We start from the raw sequence: 26,428 nt of genomic DNA on the forward strand, positions 1-26,428 counted from the left end.
CTACTTCACAAACTTCATGGTTCTGCACCGGCCGGTCAAACCGTCGGCGGTCATAATTCTCCGGTCAATGGAGCCCATCCCCATCAGCCCGTCCGCCACTCCCGCCCTGCCATCCCGGCGTCTGCGATGGATCGCCGTGGCCGTTCGCGGCCTGCTTTGGCTGGTGGCCACTGCCTGGCTGCTGTTCGGCCTGAGCTGGGGGGTGCTTCACGGCTGGATTGTGCCGCGTATTGCCGAGTTCCGTCCGCAGCTGGAAGCCCAGGCCAGCCGGGCGCTCGGCGTGCCGGTGCGCATCGGCGGCATCACAGGAAAATCGCTGGGCGCGATCCCGTCCTTTGCGCTGCATGACGTGGTCCTGCTCGATGCGCAGGGGCGCGAAGCGGTGCGCCTGCCGCAGGTGCTGGGCACGCTTTCCCCATCCTCACTGTGGGGACTTGGCTTCGAGCAACTGGTGATCGAGCGGCCCGAAGTCGATATTCGCCGCGCTGCCGACGGCAAGATTTTTGTCGGCGGCCTGGATGTGTCGAAAGACAGCGCAACCGGTCACAGCGCGGTGGCCGACTGGTTGTTTTCGCAGACCGAATTTGTCGTGCGTGGCGGCACCCTGCGCTGGACCGACGAGATGCGGCCAGCCCCGCCGCTGGCCCTGGGTCAGGTGGATGCGGTGATGCGCAATGGCCGGCAGCGCCACCTGATGCGGCTGGACGCAACGCCGCCGGCCGAGTGGGGCGAGCGCTTCAGCCTGCGGGCCATCTTCCGGCAGCCGCTGCTGTCCCGGCGCAGTGGCGATTTTTTGAACTGGAGTGGCCAGGTGTATGGCGAGTTCTCCCGGGTCGATGTGTCCCGCGTCCAGCAATACAGCGGGCTGGAAAAGCTCGGCATTGCGCTGAACCGGGGGCAGGGCGCATTGCGCGCCTGGTCCGACGTCAGCGATGGAAAAGTCACCGGGGCACTGGTCGATGTCGCGCTGCAGGACGTCGATGCCCGCCTGGGTGCCGATTTGCAGCCGCTGGCCTTCAACACCCTGGCCGGGCGCGTGACGGCAAGCCAGCATCCCGGCGGATTCGACGTCAGTACCGAGGGTCTGCAGTTCAGCATCCGGGATGGTCTGCAGTGGCCGGGCGGCAATCTGGCGCTGGTGCATGCCAGGGCGTCACGCGGCACGCCTGCGCACACCACGCTCAAGGCCGACCGCCTGGACCTGGCTTCGCTGGCGCGGATAGCCGGCCGCCTGCCGCTGGAGCCCTCGGCGCATGCGCTGCTGGCGTCGCTGGCGCCTGAAGGGCTGGTGGAAACGCTGGAGGCCCGCTGGCAGGGCCCGCTTGACAGTCCATCAACTTTTGCCGCCAAGGGCCGTGTGACGGATTTGAGCGTTGCCGCAATGCCGGCCGCCGCTGCCGCTGCGTCCGGCGTAGCGGTGGGCAGCGGCGCGCAGGCGGTACCCGGCCGTCCAGGCCTGAGCGGCGCCACGATGGACTTCAACCTGACGCAGGACGGTGGCCAGGCCAGTGTGAAGATCGCCAAAGGGGCGCTTGACCTGCCGGGGATTTTCGAGGAATCCCGCCTGCCGCTCGACCAGCTGTCGGTGCAGGCGCAATGGAAACGCGCTGGCGAAAAAATCGACCTGCAGTTGCGCGACCTGAAGTTTGAAAATGACGACGCCAAGGGCCAGGCGCAGGTCCGCTGGCGCACCGATGACGCCACCGCCGGCCCGCCCGAACCCGGCAAACCAGCCGACCGCCGCTTTCCGGGCATCCTGGACCTGCAGGGCAGCCTGAGCCGGGGCGACGGCAGCCGGGTCCACCGCTACCTGCCGCTGGTGCTGGACGAAGAGGTTCGCCACTATGTGCGCGATGCCGTCATCAAGGGCCAGGTCAGCGAGGTGAAATTCAAGGTCAAGGGGCCGGTTCACCACCTTCCGTTTGCCAATGCGGCGCAGGGGGATTTCCAGGTTTCGGCGAAAGTGCGCAACGGGCATTTCGTCTATGTGCCTAAGGCCTTGCAGCCGCCCGGTGCCGCGCCCTGGCCAGCGCTGACGGAGTTGAATGGCGAACTGCTGTTCAGCCGGGCTTCGCTGGACGTCAAGGTCGCCAGCGGCAAGGTTGCCGGCCTGCCGGGCCTGCAACTGCTCAAGAGCGACGCCCGCATCGCCGACCTTGAACACCTGCCGGTGGTCGAGGTGGCGCTGGCGGTCAGGGGCGCGTTGTCAGACGCGCTGGGTTTTGTCAACACCTCGCCGCTTGGCGCCATGACAGAGCATGCCCTGGCAGACGCCACGGCGACTGGCGTGGCCGACTACCGGTTTGGCCTGCGCCTGCCAATCGACACGATCGAAAAATCGACGGTCGAGGGCACGGTGACTTTGCCTGGCAATGACCTGAAACTTCTGCCCCAGGCGCCGGTGCTGGGCCAGGCCAGGGGCGTGGTGAAAGTCACCGACCAGGGTTTCAGCATGGCTGGCACGCAGGCGAGCCTGCTGGGCGGCGATGTCCGTATCGACGGCGGAACACGGCCATCGGCGTTGCCTACCGGTCCCAGGGGCAGCGTCGTTTTCAGGGCGCAGGGCACGGTCACCGCAGAAGGGCTGCGGCAGGCCACGGAACTCGGGCTGGCATCGCGCGTGGCAGCGAACCTTGGCGGCAGCACCGCCTACACCGCCACGCTGCAGTTCAGGCAGGGCGTGCCCGTGCCCGAGGTCATGGTGTCGAGCAGCCTGCAGGGCATGGCGCTGAACCTGCCGGCACCACTCACCAAGACGGCCGAGACGGCTTTGCCGCTGCGCTTTGAAAACCGGCTGGTACCCGGCTCGATGGACGCGGGCCAGACGCTGCAGGACCAGCTGTCGCTCAGCATCGGGCAGGTGGTGGCGATCAGCTACCTGCGTGACCTCGGCGGCAAGGATGTCCGCGTGGTCCGGGGCAGCATCGGCGTGGGACTGGACACGGGTGAAGCAACGCCGACGCCGCCAACCGGCGTGGGTGCCCATGTCAATCTGGCGGCGCTGGACCTGGACGCCTGGGAACGCATTCTGGGCCAGACCGCCGACGCCGGCGCGCTACCGCCGGCTGCCAGCGCGCCGGCCGCGACGGCCGACGCCATGGGCTACCTGCCCAACGTCATGGCCATACGCGCCAGTCAGCTGAAGGTGCAGGGCCGCAGCCTGAACAATGTGGTGGTGGGCGCCAGCCGGGACGGCCTGAACTGGCGCGCCAATATCGCTGCCGCCGAACTGAACGGCTACCTGGAGTTTCGCCAGCCCGGTGCGCAGGGCGCCGGACGCGTCTATGCGCGGCTTTCCCGGCTGAGCCTGGCCGCCAGCGAAGCCAGCGAGGTCGAGGCGATGCTGGACGAGCAGCCCGCCAGCATTCCGGGGCTCGACATCGTGGTGGAAAACCTGGAATTGCGTGGCAAGAAGCTGGGGCGGGTCGAGATCGAGGCAGTCAACCGGGGAGGGTCGCAGGCCGAGGGTGGTGTGCGCGAGTGGCGGCTGAACAAGTTCAATGTCATCTTGCCCGAAGCCGTGCTGACCGCTACCGGCAACTGGGCGGCGCTGCCCGCCGGTCCCCGGGCCGCACGGCCTTTGAACGAGCGCCGCCGGGTGAGCATGGACTTCAAGCTCGACATTGCCGATTCGGGCGAGCTGCTTGGGCGTTTTGGCATGAACGGCGTGATCCGGCGCGGCAAGGGCGCGCTGGAAGGTGAAATCGCCTGGATGGGGTCGCCCCTGAGCCTGGACTACCCGAGCCTGAGCGGAGAGTTTCATGTGAACGTCGCGTCTGGCCAGTTCATGAAAGCCGACCCGGGCATTGCCAAGCTGCTGGGCGTGCTCAGCCTGCAGTCCTTGCCGCGCCGGCTGACGCTGGACTTCCGCGATGTGTTCTCGCAGGGTTTTGCCTTTGACTTCATTCGCGGCGACGTGACGGTGCGGCGCGGCGTAGCGCAGACCAACAACCTGCAGATGAGCGGCGTCAATGCCGCCGTGCTGATGGAAGGCCGCGCCAGCCTTGCCGACGAAACGCAAAGCCTGAAGGTGGTCGTGGTGCCCGAGATCAATGCCGGAACGGCTTCGCTCATCGCCACCGCCATCAATCCGGTGGTCGGCCTGGGCAGCTTTCTGGCGCAGATGTTCCTGCGCCGTCCGCTGATGGAGGCGGCCACGCAGGAATTCCAGATTGACGGAAGCTGGTACGACCCGATAATCACCAAGGTTGACCGCAAGGCGCGGGCAAAAGCCCAGGCGGACGAGACCACACCGGAGACACGTTGACCATGAAAATAGCTGCCATCCAGATGGTCTCAGGCACCGGCGTACAGGCCAACCTGGACGCAGCGCACCGGCTGCTGGCCCAGGCGGCCGGGCAGGGCGCCGAACTGGCCGTTCTGCCCGAATATTTCTGCATCATGGGCCTGCAGGACACCGACAAGCTGAAGGTCCGGGAGCACGCTGGCAGTGGCCTGATCCAGGACTTCCTGAGCCGCTCGGCGCGCGAGCTGGACATGTGGATTGTCGGCGGCACGCTGCCCACGGCCACTGGCGATGCCGGTCGCGCGCGCAACAGCTCGCTTGTCTATGCGCCCTCGGGCACCTGCGTCGCGCGCTACGACAAGATCCACCTGTTTCGCTTCGACCATGGCGGCGAAGCGCATGACGAAACCCGCGTGCTCGACCCCGGCAACCAGCCGGTGCGCTTCGAGCTGGCCTCGCGCGATGGCCACATCTACACGGTTGGCCTGAGCGTCTGCTACGACCTGCGTTTTCCTGAGCTTTACCGCGCCCTGAAGGCCGATGTGCTGCTGGTGCCCAGCGCGTTTACCTGGATCACCGGCCAGGCGCACTGGGAGTTGCTGCTGCGCGCCCGGGCAATTGAAAACCTGGCCTACGTGGTGGCAGCGGCACAGGGCGGTGTGCACGAGAACGGCCGCCGCACCTGGGGCCACAGCATGGTGGTTGGTCCCTGGGGCGAGATCCTGGCCGTGCAGGCCGAGGGCCCGGGGGTGGTCATGAGTGAAGTGCAGGCCAGCCGGCTGCAAGAGGTTCGCCAGCGCCTGCCCGCCCTGAACCACAGGGTGTTATGAGCCGATGGCGCTGAAGTCTCCCGGACTTGCCGGCTGGGCCAGCCGGCGTGGTTCCCTTTGGCTGCTGCTGCTGGCGCTGGTGGTGGCCCTGCTGGGCCTGCTGGTCTGGCTGGCCGGGCGTTACGAATCCAGCCTGGTGCAAAGCCGGCTGGAAGACCATTCGGAAATGGCCGCAACCGACATCCGCTCCGGCCTGAACCGCAACCTTCAGTCGATCCAGGCGCTGCATGCCCGCGAGCGCAGCGCCCAAGCCTGGCATGTGCCCGCAGCCCAGCTGCTGCACGAGCACCGGGAAATCCTGCGGCTGGAGTGGCGCAACGAAAAGCTCGACATGCTGAGTTTTGTCGAGACCCCGTTTCGCAAGTCTGTGTTTGAGAAGCTCGACCGCACCAGCCTGCAGGCTGATGTCGGCCTGGCCTGCACCGCTGCCCGCCGGATCAGCGGCCCGGTGTATTCGACCAGCTACTTTGTGCCGCAATCCGACGGGCTGGGCATGGAGGTGTACGACATGTGCATGCCCCTGACCGACGCAGGCCGCGTGACCGGCTATGCGGTGGCCACCTATTCGCTGCAGAGCCTGCTCAGCGAACTGGTCAGCAAACCACTGTCGCAAGGTGTTGGCCTGTCGCTGACCGAGGCGGACGGTACGCGCCTGGCGTTGTACGGCGTGCCGGCGCGCGCCAGCCGCATGTTTGTGGCACGGCAACTGCTTGACCTGCCAGGCACCACCTTCGTGTTGCGCATGGAAAGCCGGCTGGGAACGCCCGCCCTGTTTCCCAACATCCTGACGGCGCTGGTGGCCGCCATGTCGCTTGCCCTGATGGCCGTGCTGTTCCTGCTGGGCCGTGACATGCGGCGGCGCCTGCAGGTCGAGAACGATTTGAGCGAGGCGCTGGCCTTTCGCAAGGCCATGGAGAACTCACTGCTAACCGGCCTGCGCGCCCGGGATCTGCAAGGGCGCATCACCTATGTCAACCCGGCCTTTTGTCAGATGGTCGGCGTTGATGCCCAGGAACTGCTCAACCAGAGCATGCCGTCGCCCTACTGGCCGCCCGAGCTGGCAGGCGTCTATCAGCACCGCCAGGCCATACGCCTGGCTGGTAACCACCTGCCGCGCGAGGGCCATGAGTCGGTCTTCATGCGCAAGGACGGCACCCGCTTTCCGGTGCTCATCATGGAAGCGCCGCTGATCAATGCCTTGGGCAAGCACACCGGCTGGATGAGTGCCATTCTGGATGTCAGCGAGCAGCGCCGCACGGAGGAAGTCTCGCGTGCCAGCCAGGACCGCCTGCAGGCCAGCGCCCGGCTGGCAATGGTCGGAGAGATGGCGTCCTTGCTCAGCCATGAGCTGAACCAGCCGCTGGCGGCCATTTCGAGCTACGCCACCGGCTCGCTCAACCTTCTGGCGCAGGCGTCGGCGGGCGACCAGGCGCCCGATGCGCCGGCCTTGTCTGATGACCTGCAGCTGGCAATGCGCCGCATTGCCGAGCAGGCCGAGCGTGCCGGCAAGGTGATCAAGAGCGTGCATGACTTTGTGCGCCGCAGCGAGCGGGTGCGCGAGGCGGTCGCGCCGCGTGCGCTGCTGGACGCCATCATGCCGCTGGTGATCCTGCAGGCACGCAAGCTCGGCGTGCGCATCAACCTGGAAGTCAATGAAACCTGCCCGCCGGTGCTGTGCGACCGCACCATGGTCGAGCAGGTGCTGCTGAACCTGGCACGCAATGGCATGCAGGCCATGCACAGCAGCGACGAAACCGGCCAGCCGGCACCGGCGCTGTCCGGCAAGGTGCTGACCTTGCGCATCCGGCCGGCTGTCTCGAACGCGCACAGCCAGTGGATCGAGTTTGCCGTGATCGATCAGGGCGAAGGCATTTCCGCCGAGGTGGCCCGGCAGCTGTTCACCCCTTTTTTCACCACCAAGAAGGAAGGCATGGGCCTGGGCCTGAGCCTGTGCCGCACGGTGATCGAGCAGCATGGCGGCTTTCTTGGCTATGAAAGCGTCCGGCCGCAAGGTACCATTTTCATCTTTACCCTGCCGGTGGCCGTCACCAGGTCGGCAGCAGGGGACGCAATGCACCACACGCCCGCAGAAAGCTGACATGGAACCGATTCACAATGCCACCGTCTACATCGTTGACGACGACAAGGGCGTGCGCGACGCGCTGGCCTGGCTGCTGCGCTCCCGGCGGCTGCCCAGCGAGTCGTTTGCCAGCGGCGAAGCCTTTGACGACCGGGTGTCGCAGAACTTCCAGGTACGCTCGCCATCGTGTGTGCTGCTTGATGTGCGCATGAACGGGCTCAGCGGACTGGCGATGTTTGAAAAGCTGATTGGCTACGGCCTGCTGCCGACCCTGCCGGTCATTTTCCTGACCGGCCATGCCGATGTGCCGACCGCCGTCGATTCGGTCAAGCGCGGCGCGTTTGATTTTTTTGAAAAACCGTTTTCCGACAATGCGCTGGTGGACCGCATCGAGCAGGCGCTCAGCCAGTCGGCCGCCGCGCTGGTCCAGCACAGCCAGGCCACCGGCCTGCGCGCCCAGTTGGACGGCCTGACCGAGCGCGAGCGTGCGGTGATGCAACTGGTGATCGAAGGACTGCCAAACAAGCTGGTGGCCGACCAGCTTGACATCAGCGTGCGGACCGTTGAAGTGCACCGCGCCCGGGTTTTTGAGAAAATGGGCGTCAAGTCGGCGGTCGAGCTGGCCAATCTGCTGCGCAGTCTGTAGCAGATGCCGTTTATTTCTTTTCTTTTTCCGGGTCTGGCGTCACGCGCTCCGATTCGTCCTTCAGCTCGCCTTTTTGACGGCCCGAAAACATCGTCCACCACACAATGAACACCAGCAGCAGCAGCGCACCGAGCGCTTCGAGTAAAAGCAAAGCCATGATTGATTCCTGGAAAGCGGCAGCAAGCATGAAGCGGCCAAGGGGGTTGAGGCCGTCATGGCGCAAGGTGTCGATTATCGCCGCTGCCCTGTTCCTGGCCGCCTGCACCAGCGTGCCTTTGCCGCCTGCGTCTATGCCAGACAGCGTGTCCGTTCCAACTGCCGTGCGTCCGGACGATGCCGGGCCGCTGCCGCCGCCCCGGCTCTTGAGCAAAAGCCGCTGGGTTCCGGTGCATTGGGCCGAATTGCCGGGTTTTGAAGAAGACACCCTGTTTGAAGCCTGGAACGCCTGGATCAAGAGTTGCGAGCGGCCCGGTCCGGTGTTTGCCCCCTTGTGCAGTGAAGTCAGGCGCCTGAGCATCGCCTCGGCGCAGGAACAGCGCGACTGGATGGTCGCCCGGCTCCAGCCCTACCGGGTCGAATCCCTGCAAGGCAGCGCCGATGGCCTGCTGACCAGCTACTACGAGCCGGTGCTCAAGGCCAGCCGCCTGCCCGGCGCCGGCTACGGGGTGCCGGTTTATCGCACGCCGGCCACCCTGGGCAGCCGCAAACCGTGGTTTTCACGCCAGGAAATCGACACCCTGCCCGAGGCGCGGGCTGCGCTGCGGGGGCGCGAGATTGCCTGGGTGGACGACCCGGTCGAGGTGATGTCTCTGCATATCCAGGGCTCGGGCAGGCTGAACATTACCGAGCCCGACGGTTCCCAGCGTGTCGTCCGGGTGGCGTATGCCGGCTCGAACGAGCAGCCTTTTCGCAGTGTCACCCAGTGGTTGTTCAACCAGGGCGAAGGCAAGATGCTCGCGCCCTGGGTGGAATCGACCAAGGTATGGGCATTTAAAAATCCCCAGCGTGTGCAGCAAATGCTCTGGAGCAACCCGCGCTACACCTTTTTTCAGGAGCAGCCTTTGAGTGATTTCGACGCCGCCTTTGGCCCCAAGGGCGCGCAGGGTGTGCCGCTGACGCCGGGCCGCTCGATTGCCGTCGATCCGGGCAGCATTCCGTATGGCACGCCGGTCTGGCTGGCGTCGCGCGGCGGCGCCGCCAACCTGCAAAAGCTGGTACTGGCGCAGGACACCGGCAGCGCCATCGTCGGCGCTGTGCGGGCCGACTATTTTGCCGGCACAGGCGTTGACGCTGGCCTGCTGGCGTCGCGCGTCAACCAGCCGCTTCGCTTGTGGGCGCTGTGGCCCAAATAAACCTTGAAAGACAAAAAATGAACAAACTTCTGCGCAAACGCATGGCGTCATGCCTGCTGCTCGTAGGTGCAGCGGCACTGGCCGGTTGCGCCGGCCTGACGGGTGGCGGGCCACCGGCCACCGCATCAACCCCGGTGTACCGCTGTGAGCAGGGCCTGAAGTTCACCGTCAGGTTTGTCAATGACACCGCCGTGCTCAAAGGCGCGCGCGGCGACGATGTGCTGCTGCGCGATGCCGGCGGCCAGGGCGCGCAGACGGTCTACAGCAATGCGCGGCTGCGCGCCGAGTTCGGAGCGGGCGAGGGCGGGCGCGAGGCGGTGCTGCAGTATTTGCAGCCGCCGCTGGTGGTGGTGCGCTGCATGCGCGACTGAGTGCGTGCCGGGCACGGCAGGGTGTCATCAAGTTGAAATATGGACAGGCGACAGTACGCGGGTGATTTATCCCGCTGACGCCGGCCATTTCCGCCGCGCGCAGTCTCATTTGCCCGGAGTGAAAAACCCATGAAACCTGTTGCCACCTTGTCCCGTCGCCGTGCCCTGCAATTTTTTGCGGGTGCGCCCATGCTGCCTTTGTCGACCACCTTTGCCGGAAGCTTTCTGCTGGCCGGCTGCGGCGGTGGCGATGATGCGATTGCCGCTCCGGTGGCCGTGGCCACTTACAGCAGCGTGAGTTTTTCTTCCATGTCCGCGCCGACACTGGCCAACGCAGCCGCCATGGCCACGACCACCGTCGGCTCGACGATGACGGTCAATTACAGCGACAGCAGCAAGCTTGATTTCAAGCTGGCCTACCAGCCTTTCTTTGTCACCGGCGACCTGGTGGCCGATGGCAAGGGCGGAAAAATATTGGCGGGTGGCTATGTGGACATCAACAACAAGCCCATCATGGACACCACCGTAGCGGGCAAGGAGCGCCAGTTTTTCTCTGACGCTCCCGATGGCACGTCGCTGCTGACGGTGCCGGGTGCCAAGGTTGCCGGTGTCACGGGCAATACCGTGTTTGCCGTGGTCCAGTTCGAGTACACCAGTAGCGCCCAGGATGGCACGACGGGCATGTATGGCAAGCTGCCGTCACCCATCGCGGTGCTGACGCTCGACCAAAGCCCCACCACCGGCAAGCTGTCGCTGGTGAAATACCACAACGTCGACACGTCCGGCGTCAATGGCCTGTGGATCACCTGCGGCGCCAGCATCTCGCCCTGGGGCACCCACTTGTCCAGCGAAGAGTACGAACCCAACGCCTTCGCCTCGCGCGCCAGCAATTTCATGGACGAATTCAGCAAGAACCTGTATGGCGACGCAGCCAGGGCCAACCCCTACAACTACGGCCACATGCCTGAAGTGACGGTCAACCCTGACGGCACCGCCTCCATCAAAAAGCACTACAACCTGGGCCGCATTTCGCACGAACTGGTGCAGGTCATGCCCGACAACCGCACGGTGCTCATGGGCGACGACGCCACCAACAGCGGCTACTTCGTATTCGTGGCCGACCAGGAAAAGGATCTGTCCGCCGGTTCGCTGTACGTCGCCAAGGTGGGAACGGGTTTTTCCATCGTCCCGGGCGATGCGGCCGCCGCGCTGACCTGGATCAAGCTGGGCAGCGCCACCAGCGCTGAGGTTCGCGCCCTGGTGGATGGCGGCATCAAGCCTACCGACATCATGGACGTGCGCAGCACCGATCCGGTGGACGCGGCGTTCAAAAAAGTGGTTTCCAATGGCCGGGCCGAGTGGATCAAGCTCAATGCCGGCATGGAAAAAGCCGCTGCCTTTCTCGAAACCCACCGTTATGCCGCGTATGTAGGCGCCAGCCTGGGCTTCACGAAGATGGAAGGCACCACCGTCAATATCAAGGACAAGGTTGCTTATTCGGCACTGCAGAACATCCAGGCATCCATGGTGGCGGGCGACAAAGCCAATGTGCCCGGCAACGGCATTTCGGTGCCCAAGGCACTGGTGGCAGGCGCCGTGATGGCCCTGAACCTCAAGGGTGGCCAGAAAGACGACAAGGGTACGGCCATCAATACCGAGTGGATGCCGGTGGACACCAAAGCCCTCCTGGCCGGCGAAGACATCACGTCTGACGCGCTGGGCAACACCGCCAACCCGAACAAAATCGCCAACCCCGACAACCTGAAATTTTCCGAGAAGATGCGCACGCTGTTCATCGGCGAGGACAGCAGCCAGCACGTCAACAATTTCCTCTGGGCCTACCACATCGATACCAAGGCGTTGTCGCGCGTCATGTCGATTCCGGCGGGCGGAGAATCGACCGGCCTGCATGCGGTGGACGAACTGAACGGCTGGACCTACATCATGAGCAACTTCCAGCATGCCGGCGACTGGGGCAGCATCCACAGCGTCGTCAAGGCCACGCTCGATCCGCTGGTCAAGGCCAACTACAAGGACAAGTTTGGTGCCGCCGTCGGTTACCTGACCTGCGAGCCGGCCCAGATGAAGCTGAGCAATGCGTGATGATTTGAACTGGCTAACGCTGAAAAAATAACAGCGCTATTTCCGGCCCAGCCGGTTGCCCGGTCTCCTGCGGAGGCCGGGTTTTTTCGTTTTCACTATAAATTTAATAGCTGTTTGCGCACGCCCATCGTGCGCAAAAGCCGTTATTTGCTTGAATTTCTGACTGCAGACGGCAACAAGTGCCCCAGCGGCAGCGCGCCGTTGGCTTTGACTTCGCCCAGCGAAAAACTGGTGTGCAGGTCTTTCACATTCGGCAGGTTGATCAGCACATCGCGGGCGAACGGGCTGAAGCTGTTCAGGTCGCGACCAAGTTCGCGGCGCTCAAACTCTGGTTGGCTTGGCAAGCAAGACCCCCGTGCCCCAAGGCTTCCAGATACGGCCGCATCACATTGGCCACGCGGCACACCTTGGCAAACCGCCACAGCTCGTCTGCGCTGGCCCTGCGGGTGCTTAAAGTCTCACGCAAAGCCTCCAGCGCAACATCTAGTCCCACCGTGTTGCGGTGCTTGAAGCAATCGGCCACCGTCTTGGCCACGCCATACACACGCAGCGCCACCTGGTCCGCCTGCACCACCTCAATGCCCTGGGCATAGGCGGCGCCCGAGAATTGCACCATCTTGATTGGCGGGTAATCCATCCTGGGTGCGTGGCTGCCCTGCGGCATGGCGATCCACACCTGGCGCGGCAGCTGCGTGGTGAGCCCGTGAATCTGCAAGGCAGTAGCCAAGCAAAAAACCGCCTGCGGCACCTTGACCGCAATGGTGGCCAGGCTTTCATGCTCGGCGTTTTGCGTGCCAGGCAGGTGGTACACCCCGCGCCCCACACGCTCCAACGCACCGCTCGCGGTTAGCCGCGTGAGCACCACCCGCGCAACGCCCAGCGCTTGCAACTGGCTGGCCCTTAGCAGCCCCTGCTGTGCAGCAAGCCCCAGTACGCGCCGGGATTGGGTGTCGGTAGCCATGGGCGAGAGTGTTCCGTTTGTGCGTTAAGTCAAATCGGATGGAACAATCTTGCTGCTTGCAATTATGTAAACCATAGATTACATTTTAAGGATGCTCCAAATCCTCCGCACAGCCGATTTCGACACATGGCTGGCTGCATTGCGGGACAAAGTAGGGCAAAAGCAGGTTTTGGCGAGGCTGGCCCGATTGTCTTTGGGGCACTGGGGCGACTGCAAGCCGGTTGGCGGCGATGTTGTCGAGCTTCGCCTGCATAGCGGTCCAGGCTATCGCGTCTATTGCTGGAAAGACGGCCTCACCGTGGTGATTGCACTGGGCGGTGGAGACAAGTCCAGCCAGGAGCGCGACATTGCCAAAGCACAGCACATGGTCACACTTTTGAAGGAGTAATCTGATGAACCCCACTGCCGCCACACAACTTGGCATCAAACCCTTTGAAGCCGCCGACTATCTGCAATCTGACGAAGACTGCGCTCAGTACCTTCAGGCCTGCATGGACGAAGCGCCAGAAGACGCCGCCCTGTTCACCAAAGCCGTAGGCGACATTGCACGGGCGCGCGGCATGATGCAACTTGCCCGCGACACCGGCATCACCCGGGAAGGGCTCTACAAGGCGCTGGGCGAACAAGGCAACCCCAGCTTTGCGACAGTGGTCAAAGTCATGCACGCGCTGGGATTGCAGTTCAAGGTGGGGGCGCGGTCGGTGCAGGGTTGAGTGCCAAATCGGGCTGAAGCCCTAGTGTAGTATGCACAACCAGCTGTCAAATCAGAAGCAATTCGCCGTATCTCTCGGCCCGGCACGCAGGGCTTGTGTCATCGAGACTCCCTCGACAATCCAGCGGGTCCTATTCTGTCTCAGCCGACGTCATGCTGCCCGGCAGCTCGGCAAACTTTGCCGCCATCGTGGGGTTGACCCGTGTGAGCTTCTTGATTGTCAGATCGTCGGCCTTGTCGTTGGCGAGTCGCAAATTGTTCGCTGACTTGTGCAGTGCTTCCTTGGTTCTTTCCAGGTCCTTGATCGCATCGTCGATGCGCTTGATGGCTTCTTCAAAGCCTTCGGAGGCCAAGCGCCAATTGCGCCCAAACGCCATCTTGAATTCGTCGAGCTGGGTTTCGAACTTCGTGATGTCCACGTTCTGCGAGCGCACCAGCGCCAGCTCGGACTTGTACTTCATCGCGTTCAAAGCGGCATTGAGCAGCAGCGTGATCAGGGGCACAAAGAACTGCGGCCGCACCACGTACATCTTCGGATAGCGGTGCGAGACATCGACGATGCCACTGTTGTACAACTCGCTTTCCGGCTCAATCAGCGACACCAGCACCGCGTATTCGCACGCCTTTTCAGTGCGGTCCTTGTCCAGCTCTTTCAGAAAATCTTCGTTCCTCTTCCTGGTCGCCGTCTCATCGCTCTCGTTCTTCATCTCAAACATGATGGAGACGATCTCGGTGCCTGACTCGTCCGAGTCGCGAAAAATGTAGTCGCCCTTGCTGCCGGTGCGGGCGTCGTTGTCTTTCTCAAAATGCGCTCGCTGAAAGGCGGCAGCACGGATGCGGTTGAACTCGATTTCGCAGTGTTGCTCCAGGGTTTCACCGACCATCTTGGTCGATAACCGCGCCTTCATGTCCCGCAGGCGCGTAATCTCCCCATCACGGTCGCGCAGCTGCAAGGCGTATTGCTCCTTGATGGCTTTCTCTTCCAGCTGATTTTTCACGGCGATGAGGTTGAGGTCGTTTTTCAACCCATCGCACTCCCGGGCGACCACACCCACGGCTTCATTCACGGCCAACTGGCGCGCCACGTCGCCGGCCTGCAGCTTGGCTTGCAGCGCCTGAATCTCGGTGTCCTTTTTGGCGGCAGCCCCTTGCAGCGCATGGGCCAGCTTGGCCTCGGCCAATTGAGCAGCAGCTTGCTGCGCCGTGCGCGCTTGCTCCAGCGCGTTCGCCAGCCCATCGCGCTCTTTGCTGACCGCGCCCAAAGCCTCTGTCACCGCCAGCTTGCGGGCTACCTCACCGGCAGCGAGCTGGGCCTGCAAGGCCTGAATCTCTGCATCTTTGCGGGCCGCAGCGCTTTGCAGCGCATTGGCGATCTTGGCCTCGGCCAAGGCAATCGCGTCGCGCTTTTCCCGCTCGGCCAGCTCCAGCCGCTCGTGCAACTGTTTATCAAAATCGCCATCACGCACCTGCTTGAGGATGTTGGCGTACCCTGCTTCGTCGATCTTGAAGGCTTTGCTGCAGTGTGGACAGATGATTTCATGCATGGCGACGGAGCCTCTTTTTTTTGGTTGGACTTGTATCTGTCTGAACATACTGGCCATTTTTTTTGGGGGGTTGTCGACCGCTCATGGAACAGCAACCAGGTGTCGATGAGGCGTTACCTAACCAAATCAAACCGCCGAAATTTATTGCCCAGAAAAGAGAACTTATGTTCAAAAAGTCCCGCAAGCCTTGCGTCCGCAGTTGCGTAGAAGATTTGCCGGTTTCCCATGAGCGCGACATCTCTAAGGTGATCCAGAAATGAAAGTGAGTTGAAGTCGTCGACATGGGCAATGGGATCGTCGAACAGCAGTACTGGTGGTGCGGTCTGAAGTTTTGAATTCATTGCCATGAAGACCGACAGCACAAACGCGGCGCGTTGTCCTGTGCTTATGTCGCGAAGCGTTACCGATTTGTTCGGAGCGTCAAGGCGGAATAGGGCATTTCGTTATACACAACTCCGGCAAAATTCCCCTCAAGAAAGATTTGAAGGAAAACGATGGGCTGGGCAGGCACTGAATTTGAGACGATAGACTTGGGCGATGAGCGGCGCAACAAGCGGGCCATCCGGCTGGTGGAGCGCTTGAGCGCCCAGCCCATGGCGAGCGTGCCGCAAGCCTGCGGGGACTGGGCCGACACCATGGCGGCGTACCGGTTCTTCGGCAACGAGGAAGTCGATTGGCGTGCGATTTTGGGCGCGCACACGGACTGCGCCAAGACGCGCATGGCCGGGCACGAGGTGGTGCTGTGCATTCAGGACACGACCGAGCTGGACTTCAACGGGCAGGAGGCCAGCGGCCTGGGGCCGCTGAGCTACGAAGCGCAGCGCGGCATGTACGCGCATCCGACCTACGCCGTGTCGACTTCGCGCGAACCGCTGGGCGTGCTCGACGCGTGGATGTGGGCACGCGAACCCAAAAACAAGGACGGCAGCCGCCCCGGCATCAAGGAGAGTGTGCGCTGGGTGGAAGGTTACGAGCGGCTGGCCGAAATGGCCGCCGAGTTGTCCGGCACCCGGTTGGTGTACCTGGCTGACCGCGAGGCCGACATCATGGAGTTGATGCGGCGTGCGCGCGCGCTGGGCACGCCTGTGGACTGGCTGCTGCGCTCCCAACACAACCGCACCCTGTCCAGCGGCGACAAACTCTGGATCTCTGTGTTGCAAAGCGAGCCTCTGGGCGAAATACGCTTTGTAATGGCCTCGCGCAAGGGCCAGCGCGCCCGTGAAGTGGTCCAGCAGGTGTGGGCGCAAATGCTCGAACTGCCCGATGGCAAAGGCCACTTTGTGCAGGCCAGTTGCATCGTGGCCAAGGAAATGCAGCCTGCCGCAGGCGACAAGCCTGTCGAGTGGCGGCTGCTGACCAATCTACCGGTGCAGAGCCTGGAGCAGGCCGCGCGCATGATTGACTGGTACCGGGCCCGCTGGGAAATCGAGATGTTCTTTCATGTCCTGAAGAACGGCTGCCGCATCGAGGCGCTGCAACTGGGAAGCATCGAGAAGATTGAGCGCGCGCTGGTGCTGTACATGGTGGTGGCCTGGCGTATCGCCCGGCTGATGCGGCTGGGGCGAAGTTGCCCGGACCTGGATGCCCAGTTGATGTTCGAGCCCGATGAGTGGAAAGCCGCCTACATCCTGAACAAGCAGAAGCTGCCAAGCAAGCCGCCCACGCTCAACGAGGTGGTGCGCTTGGTTGCCAGACTCGGTGGCTTTCTAGCGCGCACGGGTGATGGTGAGCCGGGCGTGAAAACCATCTGGCTGGGCATGCAGCGCATCCTGGACTTTGCCGCCGGCATCAGGTTCTCACGCGAGCTTCAGGCTCAGGGGACTTGTGTATAACGAAATGGGAATAGGGGCGCGTGGGAATTTCTTTGCACACCATATTCGTGGGGGGAATGGATTCTCCGAAATACCGTGTCAGTCGTTGCCTGTACACCGAGTAGCTCAGTGTTGGTGGCATCGGTTAGGGAATCATCACTTTTGAGTTCCGTAAGTTCAGCCGACGCGAGTTTGAGCCGCTTTGCGGTGTCCTCATATTCGGATATCTCAACTTCAATCTGTGTAAGTTGCGCTCTCGCACTTGTCTCGGCCGCTCTGGAGGAATTTTCAGTGACGAGCGCTGCGGCAAATCGCTCTGCTGCGATTTTTGCGCTTTCGATTTTTACAGCAATCGATGTGGCATCACTTGATTCCTCCAACATCACGAATGCTCCTAATTCCTCAATCAATTCCTTCGCCTTCTGCAGTAGCTTGCGGCGATCACGCGATTCTTCCAGAATGTGATCAAGCCCGAGATTTGTCTCGCCATCCGACAAAAGAGTGAAGCGGATTGACGACATCAAGCGAGCTTCATCGGCTGCATATTCATGAAGCAAATTGATGACGGTTCGGAGTTCTTCGCCCTTATTCAGCAATTCTTGGTCAGCGCTATTGGATGCGAACGCGTCTATCCCTAAGTCTTGGGCAAGCTGCAGAAGTTCCGCAATTCCACCTAGGGCTACTCCAGCACTCGTCAGATCAGATATCCGTTGGGCAACTTCAGAAAGTAATCGATGAGTTTCCTCAAATCTTTCACGTTGCATTAAGTAGTTCGAATGAACCTCGTGCATAGTCATGCTCTCGGTCGAAAACTCGGTTCGCTTCGCGTAAGCTAGTAAGTAAGTGAGGGTGAGTCGTTTGGATTCCGCCAGTGAATAGGCTTGCTTTGCCGCCTCAAGTCCGTTCAGTATGGGAGCTGTCTTTTCCGCTGACGCCTCAAGCGCCACCGTCTTTAGTCGCTGAAGGAGTTGGCCTGGATCGAAGGAGGTTGCGCAAACAGGGCAATCCTTGTGACTTGGGTTGCTTTGCAAATAGTGAATAGCTAGCGTACGCAGCTCCGCGACCAATGACGTGGTTGCTTCTTGTGCGGCACGCGCAGATACGAGTTCTTCGTTAAGTCTCAAAATTTCATTTTTAAGCTCCTTGCTCTGCTCAATGACAGAAGAGGATTGCTCGCCAAGCGTGCCTGCCGCAGTATCAAACCAAATTGGACGCTCGATTGGAATTGCTTCTGAACCAACGATTGCCTTCAACGCGCTGTGCTGCCTATTCAATCGGTCAAGATCGCGCGTCAAGCTAAACGCTCCCAGTTGTTGCGCCTGTTGTATCGACTTGAAGGCTTCGATCTCTCGCTTCAATTTGGCCTCCAAAGCGCGTCCAGTGCGTATCTTCAAATCAACTTCAGCGAGCTCATTAACCCTCTCTTCAGCAGTCGTCAACGCTGAACTCACCGTCTGCAGTGCAATTGATACGGTTGCGGGCGACACGACTTGCAATCCGAGTTTCGCGGTCAGAAGCTCCCGAATAATTGAAGATGCTCTCGTCAATGCTGGTACAGAAACAGAGGCAATAGTATTTCTCGCTGGTTCTTCTATCCAGTGGAGTCGCAAAAGATCCTCTGCTAGTGCAGAGAAATCGGAATCAGAGGCGCGTGGGGATGCTTCTGCGGTCTTGATCAGAGTCGCTATGTTTCCTTTCCTCTTTGTTGCCTCATGAAGACCTGTTTGAATGCGTGCCAGCTCTGCGGCGACCGGCTGTTGGATGCGAGATATGTGATCCCAGAGCTCGGCCGTTTGAGGACCCGCTACAAGCCGAGACAGCATTTCCTCGAAACTAATCTTTGCGTCCTTTTGTCCAAGCGTGGCAGCATCGTCAGTGGCCAGAAAATTGAAGCGTGCGAAACTGTTTTTGAGAGTGCTGCCCTTCAAGTCCCGTTGCCCGTACCAATCCAAATTTCGTTGTTTGGCCTCTGCTGAATTGGCCGATACCTTGGTATCAAGCCATTTCGCGGAATCTTGGAGTCTGATTCTTACGTGAGCTGAACCAGGGGCCGTGGTTCTAGCGTTGTCTTGACAATAGAAGAACTCAATGGCCTCCAACATCGAAGTCTTCCCCACCCCATTGCTTCCTACAAGCAGATTGACAGTGCCAAGCGAATCAAACGTCTGCTTTTGAGGCCAATTTCGAAAATGAACCAAGTCGATTGCGTCAATGAATTTTGTCGCAAGAGGCTGCAATGGCTTTTGTTGGCGATCACGGTCGGCATTTAGAGGGCGCTGACCCGGTAGCCCTCTGGATATTGCACGAACGGTCTCGGCAAGTGGTAATTGATCCAGGATGATTCCAAGGTTTGCCTTTAGAAGTCGATTCGTCCATCTTTCGGAAACATCAGGGTTGATTACGTCAGTCGGCTTGGCATGAGAAAACTCCAATTCATCGAGTGCGGTTGCGAGTTCTTCTTGCTTCAAAACAAGCTTACGAGCGTAACTTCTGTCACTTTCAATTTGCCGCTTGTATGCAGCAAATGAATCACTGGCTACTTCAGCATTGTCAACCAACAGATAGAGATAGTGGTTCCAGCGAAGGTCGCCCGGCGTTTCGAAATAACTAGAGCCCATTAGCTCGTCTTGTCGTTGCTCTAGATGCTCAAACCAATCTTTCAGGTCAGTTGACAACGCAAAATAGTAGATGGCATAGGGACGCCCCGTCGAGTCCGTCCGCTCGCCTCGTACAACCTCCTTGGATACATGTTTTACATTTGCAAATTTTGCTCCCACCTGATTGCCAAGGGTATCCGCAGTGATCATTTTTCAGGCTCCATAAAATTTTTCCCTGGGTGGGCGTCGGCACCTGTGATTGATCGGTCTAGTGGTGGATCAAATCGTTTCACATCTTGGCCATCCCGGTATAGAAGACAAAACCGGTCAGCAAGCGGGGTGTTGGATGTCGTCGCCCTAATTTTTGCGAGAAGCCTTGAAAGATCTTCATTTAGCGGCCCGTCTCCTGCATATACAAGTGTTGCGGGCTTATCGGCATCAATCGACCGTACATTGCAATTGGGTGACGTCGCGCTCCAATTGAATTGGTAGCCTGATTGCAAATCCATCATTCGCATTGGCAAGGGTAGCGATGCATTCGGAATTCTTACGAGGGCACGAATGGTTCGGACACGCTCATCCCTAAATGTTTTGCCGTCGGGGTCCATGGCAACAGATACACGTCGAACGACTTCGGTTCTAGGCTCCAGACGAGTAGTAGACAAGGTACTTGCTTTGAACCAATCTTGCCTAGGTCCAAAGTCGCCGCTTGCAATGCAGGAAATGCGTTCGATTGCCAGTGGGCTAACTTCATGACAAGTATTTAAACGAGTAATCGGGGCACCATAGGCCTCGGTCATCGCATTGAAGCCATCGTCTAGCGGTTTCGTCGCCTCAGTCCACGCTGCAATAGCTGCATCCCATCCAAGAACCTTTGTCACTTCCGGGCCAAGGCGTCGGGACAAGGCCGCGGCTACAGCGTGATGACGAACCTTTGATGCTTGCAGTAGAAATGCCGCCGGCTTATAGCTGAAATGAAGCATATGACTGTGCTGTTCGTCATCGTGCGTGTAATACAGCCCATTGAGGTGGTTCTTTTCCACATGGACATCGTCAGTAGCGAGCTTGGCAGATTTCGAGTGCCACGCCGATGCGCTAATGTTTGCTTTTTTGACTGGTGCGCTTCCATCATGCAGGTCAAACGTAATGTTTTCTGCCCAGTTCAAACAAATCACTTCAGTCCTGTCACCTTCCAATTCATAGAGTTGTCGCCTATAGCGCATGTAGGTTTCATGTCTGGGCTTATCGTTTAATTGGATGTGCAATAGAAGGAGATGCTCGTAGTTATCGTCTATGTCCTTTTTGCTGAATGCTAAGGCGTCTGAGCAAATGAGCGTAATTAGTCGAACTTCATTTCCGTGTTCGAAAAGGTATACGGCATTTCCTAACGCCATGCGAGTTGCTTCTATGTTCTGCGGGTCACCAGACGGGGCTGTCTTGAACTGGACGACCATGACGACTTTTGGGGCGTTCGTATCGATCGTTTCAGTTCGAAAAATGTAAACCATTGGGTTTAGGTAGCGGGTGGTAGCTCCTTGTGGTCGAACTATTTGCTCGTGGATCACTTCCGCCCATTTTGAGAATCGAGTCTGAAGACCATGAAGTTCCGCAATTGGCAAACTTTCACAACCCAATACCCAGAGCTGGCCCGTGCTCGGGGTAGTACCGTTAGAAAGAAGCTCTTCTATTGCGATCCATGGGAAGCTGTATTCGGGCGTGACCAGTAATTCAACTGAACGTGCACTAGCTTCTTGCGCAATTGCAGTGAACAATTTTTGTGCGTTCATGCGATCTGCATTGCGAATGAAATCGTCACGCACCTGAATAGTGGCTTCTGGTTGTACCAGTAGCGCTGTATAAGGCGTCATTGTTGGTTGAAGTATCGCGAGAGTTGGATACTTAAGATTATTTTCAAACAGCAGATTGCTTATCGGTTCAATTTTCATTTTTCTGACAATCTTTCATTTAACGTACGCCCAAACCCACCAATCCCCCACACCCCCCATCACCAACCTCTGCGTAGCCCTCGTCGCCGCCATATAAAACACCCGCGCCGCTTCCTTCTCGTCCTCGCCCGGCGCAGGCATGTGCCCCACGCCGGGTAGCGCCACCACAGGGAATTCCAGGCCTTTGCTGACCTTCATGGTCATGACCTGGATGGCGTCTGCGCCGAGGTTGTAGTCGCCGCTGCGTTTGCGCACGCGGTGCGGCAGCTTGCGTTGGGCCAGGGCGCTGGCGCACAGGTCCATGGTGGCCCAGTCGAGGTACGGCATCACCATGTCGCCCCAGACGAATCCCTTTTTCTGGGCGCTGGCCAAGTGGTCGGCGATGGCAAATGCTTCGTCGCGCTGGGTGGGCAGTTTGTTGAGGATGGGGGCTTGCCCGTCGCGTCCGCAGCTGACGGGTTGCTTTAGGCCAACCCGCACGGTGTGCCACAGCGAATAGTCACTGAGCCTTTGCCCCAACCGCTCAGCCAGCCAGCGCTTGCCCGTGGTATCGAATGAAGTGGTTCCTGTCGTGGGAATAAGAGTCGCCATGTCGCCGCCACCGCCCTGTCTTGTTGTTCAGTTTTTCTTAACACTGGGTAGCAGGCGATCATGCGGCCAAAGTGGCTTCTGTCGTCGAGTTGTGTGCGGATTTATTGAAAGGAATGTTCACGTTGCCTATCTCAGAAGCCGCATCACCATCCGCTTTACAAGGCAGGGCTGAGTAACGTGGCAAAACATGGTTGCCGTGTGCGTGACAGCCGTCTGAGCGCCGGCAAAACCGGTAGGAGCAGTTGCAATACCCATATGCTGCATAAACCATAGCAATAAACCCAGCATCAGCCTGAACAAGCACCCTATTTCAGAGATTTTTTCGCGTCATTTTGCAACAAGTGATCCAGCGGCAGCGCGCCGCTGGCTTTCACCTCGCCGAGCGAAAAGCTGGTGTGCAGGTCTTTCACATTCGGCAGGTTGATCAGCACGTCTCTAGCGAACTGGCTGAAGCTGTTCAGGTCGCGGCTGACCACCTGCAATTCAAACGTGCCGGTGCCGCTGATGTAGTGGCAACTCACCACTTCCGGAATCTTGCGAATCGCTTCTTCCAGCGACTGCAGCACGTCACCGCTGTTGCGCGCCGCGTCCAGCCGCACAAAGGCCAGCACGCCCAGGCCGATCTTGTTCCGGTTGATCTCGGCGCGGTAGCCGGTGATGAAGCCGGCGTCTTCAAGCGCCCGCACGCGCCGCCAGCAGGGCGCGGCTGACAGGCCCACGCGCGACGCCAGTTCTGTGTTGGTCAGGCGGGCCTCGCGCTGCAACTCGTTCAGGATGGCGATGTCAAACTTGTCCAATGTTTCCATTTTTCGTATTTTGCAGCAAGAATCTTTCGCGAGACTCGCCAAATCAGGCAAAAAAAGCAAAGACATATCACAAGGCGGGACATACACTTTTGCCTAAAGGCAAAGCGCTGGCCTGACCGGGCTTGATGCTGGCAAAACCATCTGCCCACAAGGCAGGTCACGACAACCCTTCGGAGACAAACACCATGAATGCACCGCTGCCCGAGCACATCCGCAAAGCGCTGGAAACCGTCACGCTCGACGACAAATATTCGATTGGCCATGGCCGCGCCTTCATGAGCGGCGTGCAGGCGCTGGTCCGCCTGCCGATGCTGCAGCGCACGCGTGACGCCATCGACGGTTTGAATACCGGTGGCTTCATCAGCGGCTACCGGGGTTCGCCGCTGGGCGGCTACGACCAGGCGCTGTGGGCGGCCAAAAAGCATCTGGCGGCGCAAAACATCGTCTTCCAGCCCGGCGTGAACGAAGAACTTGGCGCCACCGCCGTCTGGGGCACGCAGCAGCTCGACCTGTACCCGCAAAGCAAAAAGTTCGACGGCGTGTTCGGCATCTGGTACGGCAAGGGGCCGGGCGTGGACCGCTGCTCGGACGTGTTCAAGCATGCCAACATGGCCGGCACGGCGAAGCATGGTGGCGTCATCGCGATTGCCGGTGACGACCATATTTCCAAAAGCTCGACCGCGCCGCACCAGAGCGACCACATCTTCAAGGCCTGCGGCCTGCCGGTGTTCTTTCCATCGAGCGTGCAGGAAATCCTCGACATGGGGCTGCATGCGTTTGCCATGAGCCGCTTTTCGGGCGTCTGGTCGGGCATGAAGACGATCCAGGAAGTCGTGGAATCGTCGAGTTCGGTGTCGGTGGACCCGGACCGCGTGAAGATCATCATTCCCGAGGACTTCCAGATGCCGCCGGGCGGCCTGCACATTCGCTGGCCCGACGCGCCGCTGGAGCAGGAAGCGCGGCTGATGGATTACAAATGGTATGCCGCGCTGGCCTATGTGCGCGCCAACAAGCTCAACTACAACGTCATTTCCGGGCCGAACGACCGCTTCGGCCTGATTGCCAGTGGCAAGGCCTTCAACGACACGCGCCAGGCGCTGAGCGACCTGGGCCTGGACGAAGACACCTGCCACCAGCTGGGCATCCGGCTGCACAAGGTCAACGTGGTCTGGCCGCTGGAGGCCACCATCACCCGCGACTTTGCGCAGGGGCTGCAGGAAATTTTGGTGGTTGAGGAAAAGCGCCAAGTCATCGAGTACCAGATCAAGGAAGAACTCTACAACTGGCGCGCCGATGTTCGGCCCAATGTGCTCGGCAAGTTCGACGAACCCGAAGGCGACCAGTCGGGCGGCGAATGGGGTCGCGCCAACCCGAGCGACAACTGGCTGTTGCGCGCCAAGGCCGACCTGACGCCGGCGATCATTGCCAAGGCGATTGCCAAACGCCTGAAGAAGCTGGGCGTGTCCGCCGACATCGTGGCCCGCATGGATTCAAGGCTGGCGGTGATTGACGCCCGCGAACGCGCACTCATTGAAACCAAGCTGGACACCGGCGAACGCGCGCCGTGGTTTTGCAGCGGCTGCCCGCACAACACCAGCACGCGCGTGCCCGAAGGTTCGCGCGCCGTGGCCGGCATTGGCTGCCACTACATGGCGACCTGGATGGACCGCAGCACCTCGACCTTCACGCAGATGGGCGGCGAGGGCGTGAGCTGGATTGGCCAGGCGCCTTTCACCACCGACGCGCATGTGTTTGCCAACCTGGGCGACGGCACCTACTTTCACAGCGGCCTGCTGGCGATTCGCCAGAGCATTGCCGCTGGCGTCAACATCACCTACAAGATTCTGTACAACGACGCGGTCGCCATGACGGGCGGCCAGCAGGTCGGCGAGCGCCCTGAAGGCCATTCGGTGGCGCAAATTGCGCACAGCCTGCGCGCCGAGGGCGTGGTCAAGCTGATCGTGGTCACCGACGAGCCCGAGAAATACCACGGCCGCACGCACACCCAGGACACCAGCGCTGCGCGCGCCAGCCACACCGAGCTGCTTAACGACTTGCCGCCGGGCGTTGAGGTGTTTCACCGCGATGAACTTGACAAGCTCCAGCGCGAGTTCCGCGAGCTCAAGGGCTGCACGGCCATCATTTACGACCAGACCTGCGCCACGGAAAAACGCCGCCGCCGCAAGCGCGGCACGCTGGTGGATCCGGCCAAGCGTGTCGTCATCAACGAACTGGTGTGCGAAGGCTGCGGCGACTGCTCGGTGCAGTCCAACTGCCTGTCGGTCGAGCCGCTGGAAACCGAATTCGGCCGCAAGCGCCGCATCAACCAGAACACCTGCAACAAGGACTACTCCTGCGTCAAGGGTTTTTGCCCGAGCTTCGTGACCGTTGAAGGCGGGCAACTTAAAAAGCCCAAGAAAGAAAAGAAAGGCGACCTGTCCAGCTTGAGCCCGATTCCCGAGCCGGTGTTGCCGGTGGCCGAGAAGGCCTGGGGCATCGTGGTGGGCGGCGTTGGCGGCACCGGCGTCATCACCATCGGCCAGTTGCTGGGCATGGCCGCGCACCTGGAAGGCAAGGGCGTGGTGACGCAGGACGCGGGCGGCCTGGCGCAAAAGGGCGGCGCGACCTGGAGCCATATCCAGATTGCCAACCGGCCGGAGTCGATCTACACCACCAAGGTCGATACCGCCAAGGCCGACCTGGTGATCGGCTGCGACCCGATCGTCACCGCCAGCCCGTACACGCTGGCCACCATGCAGCCGGGCCGCACGTTTGTCGCCATGAACTCGCACGGCGCGCCGACGGCAGCGTTTGTGACCAATCCCGGCTGGCAATTTCCGGGCGGCAACTGCGAAAGCGCGGTGCAGGCGGCGGTGGGCGCAGAAGGCCTGGCCAGTTTCGATGCCGAACAGGTCGCGGTGCAGCTGATTGGCGACTCGATCTACACCAATCCGCTGATCTTGGGCTTTGCCTGGCAAAAAGGCCGGGTGCCGCTGTCGCATGCGGCGCTGATGCGGGCCATCGAGCTCAACGCGGTGCAGGTGGACAACAACAAGGCGGCGTTTGAATGGGGCCGTCGCTGCGCGCATGACCTGGCGTCTGTGCAGGCGATGTTCAAGGCGGCGCAAGTGATTGAATTCGTCAAAAAGCCATCGCAGACCGAAATGCTGACCAAGCGGGTGGCTTTCCTGACGGCTTACCAGAATGCGGCGTATGCACAGACCTACCAGGCCTTCGTAGAAAAAGTGCGCGCAATAGAGGCGCCACTGGGCAAAACCACGCTGACCGAGGCAGTGACGCGTTACCTCTTCAAGCTCATGGCCTATAAGGACGAGTACGAGGTGGCGCGGCTGCACACGGACAGCGGTTTCCTGAACAAGGTCAACGCCATGTTCGAAGGCGACTTCAAGCTCAACTACCATCTGGCGCCACCGCTGTTGGCGAAGCAAAACGACAAGGGCGAACTGCAAAAGCAGCAATTCGGCCCCTGGATGCTGACCGGTTTCAAGCTGCTGGCCAAGCTCAAGGGTGTGCGCGGCACACCGTTCGATGTGTTTGGCCGCAGTGAAGAGCGCAAGGAAGAACGTGCGCTGATTGCCGAGTACCGGGCAAGCGTTGAAGAAATACTGGCCAGCCTGAGCCTGGAAAACCATGCGACGGCGGTGGAAATCGCCCGGATACCTGAACTGATCAAGGGCTATGGCCATGTCAAGGCCCGCCATCTGGCTGCTGCCCGGCCGCAATGGGAAGCGCTCATGCAGGCGTTTCGCCAGCCCGAGCGGGTTCGGGAAGCCGTGGCGGCCTGACTTGGCGCGGCGGGTTGCTGCCTTGG

At 60.6% G+C, this 26,428-nt stretch carries 19 protein-coding genes and 1 pseudogene; 11 read left to right on the top strand and 9 right to left on the bottom strand.

The features are described from left to right. Window positions 1-67: 67 nt before the first annotated feature. The 4 genes from H4V98_RS03435 to H4V98_RS03450 are packed head-to-tail and all read left to right on the top strand — an operon-like array spanning window position 68 to window position 7,802. Window positions 68-4,267 (top strand): YhdP family protein, encoded by a 4,200-nt coding sequence (locus H4V98_RS03435; protein WP_280757278.1) that lies wholly within the window; start codon window positions 68-70, stop codon window positions 4,265-4,267. Window positions 4,268-4,269: 2 nt separating this feature from the next. After that, a complete protein-coding gene (locus tag H4V98_RS03440; RefSeq protein ID WP_196864496.1) occupies window positions 4,270-5,076 on the top strand; it encodes a carbon-nitrogen hydrolase family protein in 807 nt (268 codons plus the stop codon). A gap of 4 nt (window positions 5,077-5,080) precedes the next feature. Beyond that, window positions 5,081-7,174 carry an ATP-binding protein gene (locus H4V98_RS03445; protein ID WP_196864495.1) on the top strand — a complete coding sequence of 698 codons (2,094 nt, stop codon included), beginning with the start codon at window positions 5,081-5,083 and terminating at the stop codon, window positions 7,172-7,174. A gap of 1 nt (window position 7,175) precedes the next feature. Beyond that, complete coding sequence (locus H4V98_RS03450; protein ID WP_196864494.1) at window positions 7,176-7,802, top strand: response regulator; 627 nt, start codon at window positions 7,176-7,178, stop codon at window positions 7,800-7,802. Between the two features lie 10 nt (window positions 7,803-7,812). Here the strand turns inward: H4V98_RS03450 and H4V98_RS03455 are convergent, their stop codons facing one another. After that, window positions 7,813-7,959 (bottom strand): hypothetical protein, encoded by a 147-nt coding sequence (locus H4V98_RS03455; protein WP_196864493.1) that lies wholly within the window; start codon window positions 7,957-7,959, stop codon window positions 7,813-7,815. Here H4V98_RS03455 and H4V98_RS03460 point away from each other — a divergent pair. The 3 genes from H4V98_RS03460 to H4V98_RS03470 all read left to right on the top strand — a co-directional run bounded on the left by H4V98_RS03460 (window position 7,907) and on the right by H4V98_RS03470 (window position 11,628). Next, window positions 7,907-9,154 (top strand): MltA domain-containing protein, encoded by a 1,248-nt coding sequence (locus H4V98_RS03460; RefSeq protein WP_196864492.1) that lies wholly within the window; start codon window positions 7,907-7,909, stop codon window positions 9,152-9,154. The two genes, H4V98_RS03455 and H4V98_RS03460, sit on opposite strands and share 53 nt — an antisense overlap. A gap of 17 nt (window positions 9,155-9,171) precedes the next feature. Then, window positions 9,172-9,525, top strand: a complete 354-nt coding sequence (locus tag H4V98_RS03465; RefSeq protein WP_280757279.1) for a hypothetical protein — start codon at window positions 9,172-9,174, stop codon at window positions 9,523-9,525. Window positions 9,526-9,654: 129 nt separating this feature from the next. Further along, window positions 9,655-11,628 (top strand): alkaline phosphatase PhoX, encoded by a 1,974-nt coding sequence (locus H4V98_RS03470; RefSeq protein WP_280757280.1) that lies wholly within the window; start codon window positions 9,655-9,657, stop codon window positions 11,626-11,628. Window positions 11,629-11,771: 143 nt separating this feature from the next. Here the strand turns inward: H4V98_RS03470 and H4V98_RS03475 are convergent. Further along, a pseudogene (locus H4V98_RS03475) lies at window positions 11,772-11,954 on the bottom strand (Lrp/AsnC family transcriptional regulator); the annotation flags it as partial. After that, window positions 11,924-12,589, bottom strand: a complete 666-nt coding sequence (locus H4V98_RS03480) for an AbiEi antitoxin N-terminal domain-containing protein (RefSeq protein ID WP_196864489.1) — start codon at window positions 12,587-12,589, stop codon at window positions 11,924-11,926. The pseudogene H4V98_RS03475 and the gene H4V98_RS03480, both read right to left, overlap by 31 nt. Window positions 12,590-12,680: 91 nt before the next feature. Here H4V98_RS03480 and H4V98_RS03485 point away from each other — a divergent pair, with 91 nt between their 5' ends. Next, a complete protein-coding gene (locus tag H4V98_RS03485; RefSeq protein ID WP_196864488.1) occupies window positions 12,681-12,977 on the top strand; it encodes a type II toxin-antitoxin system RelE/ParE family toxin in 297 nt (98 codons plus the stop codon). 4 nt (window positions 12,978-12,981) lie between these two features. Beyond that, entirely contained in the window at window positions 12,982-13,302 is a 321-nt protein-coding gene (locus tag H4V98_RS03490) for an addiction module antidote protein (RefSeq protein ID WP_196864487.1), read from the top strand. Window positions 13,303-13,432: 130 nt separating this feature from the next. Here the strand turns inward: H4V98_RS03490 and H4V98_RS03495 are convergent, their stop codons facing one another. Next, window positions 13,433-14,845, bottom strand: a complete 1,413-nt coding sequence (locus H4V98_RS03495; protein ID WP_280757281.1) for a DUF2130 domain-containing protein — start codon at window positions 14,843-14,845, stop codon at window positions 13,433-13,435. 113 nt (window positions 14,846-14,958) lie between these two features. Continuing rightward, complete coding sequence (locus tag H4V98_RS03500; protein WP_280757282.1) at window positions 14,959-15,192, bottom strand: hypothetical protein; 234 nt, start codon at window positions 15,190-15,192, stop codon at window positions 14,959-14,961. Window positions 15,193-15,339: 147 nt separating this feature from the next. Between H4V98_RS03500 and H4V98_RS03505 the strand changes: the two genes are divergently transcribed. Beyond that, entirely contained in the window at window positions 15,340-16,677 is a 1,338-nt protein-coding gene (locus tag H4V98_RS03505) for an IS4 family transposase (RefSeq protein ID WP_280757283.1), read from the top strand. Here the strand turns inward: H4V98_RS03505 and H4V98_RS03510 are convergent. From H4V98_RS03510 to H4V98_RS03525, 4 genes are all read right to left on the bottom strand, one after another. Further along, window positions 16,659-19,463 (bottom strand): hypothetical protein, encoded by a 2,805-nt coding sequence (locus H4V98_RS03510; protein ID WP_280757284.1) that lies wholly within the window; start codon window positions 19,461-19,463, stop codon window positions 16,659-16,661. The genes H4V98_RS03505 and H4V98_RS03510 overlap by 19 nt on opposite strands. Beyond that, window positions 19,460-21,199 (bottom strand): hypothetical protein, encoded by a 1,740-nt coding sequence (locus H4V98_RS03515; protein WP_196864918.1) that lies wholly within the window; start codon window positions 21,197-21,199, stop codon window positions 19,460-19,462. Before H4V98_RS03515 ends, H4V98_RS03510 begins: the two co-directional genes overlap by 4 nt. Window positions 21,200-21,214: 15 nt before the next feature. Next, window positions 21,215-21,790: a 3'-5' exonuclease gene (locus H4V98_RS03520; RefSeq protein WP_231374905.1), complete on the bottom strand. Its 576-nt coding sequence runs from the start codon at window positions 21,788-21,790 to the stop codon at window positions 21,215-21,217. Window positions 21,791-22,095: 305 nt separating this feature from the next. Further along, on the bottom strand, window positions 22,096-22,596 hold the full coding sequence (locus tag H4V98_RS03525; protein WP_196864917.1) for an Lrp/AsnC family transcriptional regulator: 501 nt from the start codon (window positions 22,594-22,596) through the stop codon (window positions 22,096-22,098). Window positions 22,597-22,781: 185 nt separating this feature from the next. Here H4V98_RS03525 and H4V98_RS03530 point away from each other — a divergent pair, with 185 nt between their 5' ends. After that, entirely contained in the window at window positions 22,782-26,402 is a 3,621-nt protein-coding gene (locus H4V98_RS03530; RefSeq protein WP_196864916.1) for an indolepyruvate ferredoxin oxidoreductase family protein, read from the top strand. Window positions 26,403-26,428 lie beyond the last annotated feature (26 nt).

The organism is Polaromonas sp. CG_23.6 (assembly GCF_029892315.1).
In the GTDB taxonomy this organism is placed as follows: domain Bacteria; phylum Pseudomonadota; class Gammaproteobacteria; order Burkholderiales; family Burkholderiaceae_C; genus Polaromonas.

Excerpts from the sequence above, each read along its gene's own strand:
- H4V98_RS03435 (WP_280757278.1), top strand. The coding sequence starts at position 68 with ATGGAGCCCATCCCCATCAGCCCGTCCGCCACTCCCGCCCTGCCATCC.
- H4V98_RS03440 (WP_196864496.1), top strand. The coding sequence starts at position 4,270 with ATGAAAATAGCTGCCATCCAGATGGTCTCAGGCACCGGCGTACAGGCC.
- H4V98_RS03445 (WP_196864495.1), top strand. The coding sequence starts at position 5,081 with ATGGCGCTGAAGTCTCCCGGACTTGCCGGCTGGGCCAGCCGGCGTGGT.
- H4V98_RS03450 (WP_196864494.1), top strand. The coding sequence starts at position 7,176 with ATGGAACCGATTCACAATGCCACCGTCTACATCGTTGACGACGACAAG.
- H4V98_RS03460 (WP_196864492.1), top strand. The coding sequence starts at position 7,907 with ATGAACACCAGCAGCAGCAGCGCACCGAGCGCTTCGAGTAAAAGCAAA.
- H4V98_RS03455 (WP_196864493.1), bottom strand. The coding sequence starts at position 7,959 with ATGGCTTTGCTTTTACTCGAAGCGCTCGGTGCGCTGCTGCTGCTGGTG.
- H4V98_RS03465 (WP_280757279.1), top strand. The coding sequence starts at position 9,172 with ATGAACAAACTTCTGCGCAAACGCATGGCGTCATGCCTGCTGCTCGTA.
- H4V98_RS03470 (WP_280757280.1), top strand. The coding sequence starts at position 9,655 with ATGAAACCTGTTGCCACCTTGTCCCGTCGCCGTGCCCTGCAATTTTTT.
- H4V98_RS03480 (WP_196864489.1), bottom strand. The coding sequence starts at position 12,589 with ATGGCTACCGACACCCAATCCCGGCGCGTACTGGGGCTTGCTGCACAG.
- H4V98_RS03485 (WP_196864488.1), top strand. The coding sequence starts at position 12,681 with ATGCTCCAAATCCTCCGCACAGCCGATTTCGACACATGGCTGGCTGCA.
- H4V98_RS03490 (WP_196864487.1), top strand. The coding sequence starts at position 12,982 with ATGAACCCCACTGCCGCCACACAACTTGGCATCAAACCCTTTGAAGCC.
- H4V98_RS03495 (WP_280757281.1), bottom strand. The coding sequence starts at position 14,845 with ATGCATGAAATCATCTGTCCACACTGCAGCAAAGCCTTCAAGATCGAC.
- H4V98_RS03500 (WP_280757282.1), bottom strand. The coding sequence starts at position 15,192 with ATGGCAATGAATTCAAAACTTCAGACCGCACCACCAGTACTGCTGTTC.
- H4V98_RS03505 (WP_280757283.1), top strand. The coding sequence starts at position 15,340 with ATGGGCTGGGCAGGCACTGAATTTGAGACGATAGACTTGGGCGATGAG.
- H4V98_RS03510 (WP_280757284.1), bottom strand. The coding sequence starts at position 19,463 with ATGATCACTGCGGATACCCTTGGCAATCAGGTGGGAGCAAAATTTGCA.
- H4V98_RS03515 (WP_196864918.1), bottom strand. The coding sequence starts at position 21,199 with ATGAAAATTGAACCGATAAGCAATCTGCTGTTTGAAAATAATCTTAAG.
- H4V98_RS03520 (WP_231374905.1), bottom strand. The coding sequence starts at position 21,790 with ATGGCGACTCTTATTCCCACGACAGGAACCACTTCATTCGATACCACG.
- H4V98_RS03525 (WP_196864917.1), bottom strand. The coding sequence starts at position 22,596 with ATGGAAACATTGGACAAGTTTGACATCGCCATCCTGAACGAGTTGCAG.
- H4V98_RS03530 (WP_196864916.1), top strand. The coding sequence starts at position 22,782 with ATGAATGCACCGCTGCCCGAGCACATCCGCAAAGCGCTGGAAACCGTC.